At 52.7% G+C, this 1,096-nt stretch carries 1 protein-coding gene; it reads right to left on the bottom strand.

Annotated elements, in window-relative coordinates; genetic code table 11:
- A partial coding sequence (gene tuf, locus M987_RS23505) for an elongation factor Tu (RefSeq protein ID WP_064555916.1) occupies positions 1–1,096 on the bottom strand: 1,096 nt, incomplete at both ends.

The raw sequence follows: 1,096 nt of genomic DNA, 5'->3' as shown, positions 1-1,096 counted from the left end.
AGAACTTTAGCAACAACGCCCGCGCCAACGGTACGGCCGCCTTCACGGATTGCGAAACGCAGACCGTCGTCCATCGCGATTGGGTGGATCAGAGTCACAACCATCTTGATGTTGTCGCCTGGCATTACCATCTCTACGCCTTCTGGCAGTTCGATGGTACCGGTCACGTCAGTTGTACGGAAGTAGAACTGTGGACGGTAGCCTTTGAAGAACGGAGTATGACGGCCGCCTTCGTCTTTGGACAGAATGTACACTTCAGATTCGAACTTGGTGTGTGGCTTGATTGAGCCTGGCTTCGCCAGTACCTGACCACGTTCGATTTCTTCACGTTTGATACCACGCAGCAGAACACCAACGTTCTCACCAGCACGGCCTTCGTCCAGCAGTTTGCGGAACATTTCAACGCCAGTACAGGTAGACTTCGCAGTCTCTTTGATACCAACGATTTCAACTTCTTCACCAACTTTGATGATACCGCGCTCTACACGACCGGTAACAACGGTACCACGACCGGAGATGGAGAATACGTCTTCGATTGGCAGCAGGAATGGCTTGTCAATCGCACGCTCTGGTTCTGGGATGTAAGAATCCAGGAAGCCAGCCAGTTCGATGATTTTCGCTTCCCACTCTGCTTCGCCTTCCAGCGCTTTCAGAGCTGAACCACGAACGATTGGAGTGTCGTCGCCTGGGAAATCGTACTGAGACAGAAGTTCACGAACTTCCATTTCTACCAGTTCCAGCAGCTCTTCGTCATCAACCATGTCGCATTTGTTCAGGAACACGATGATGAAAGGAACGCCTACCTGACGACCCAGCAGGATGTGCTCACGAGTCTGAGGCATTGGGCCGTCAGTCGCAGCAACTACCAGGATCGCGCCGTCCATCTGCGCAGCACCGGTGATCATGTTTTTAACATAGTCGGCGTGGCCTGGGCAGTCTACGTGTGCGTAGTGGCGAGTCGGGGTGTCGTATTCAACGTGGGAAGTGTTGATGGTGATACCACGAGCTTTTTCTTCTGGTGCGTTATCGATCTGGTCGAATGCACGAGCAGAACCACCGTAGGTTTTTGCCAGAACGGTAGTGATTGCAGCGGTCA

The sequence above is a fragment of the Enterobacter soli ATCC BAA-2102 genome (genome assembly GCF_001654845.1).
In the GTDB taxonomy this organism is placed as follows: domain Bacteria; phylum Pseudomonadota; class Gammaproteobacteria; order Enterobacterales; family Enterobacteriaceae; genus Enterobacter; species Enterobacter soli.
This window is presented reverse-complemented; position numbering and strand designations above follow the sequence as displayed.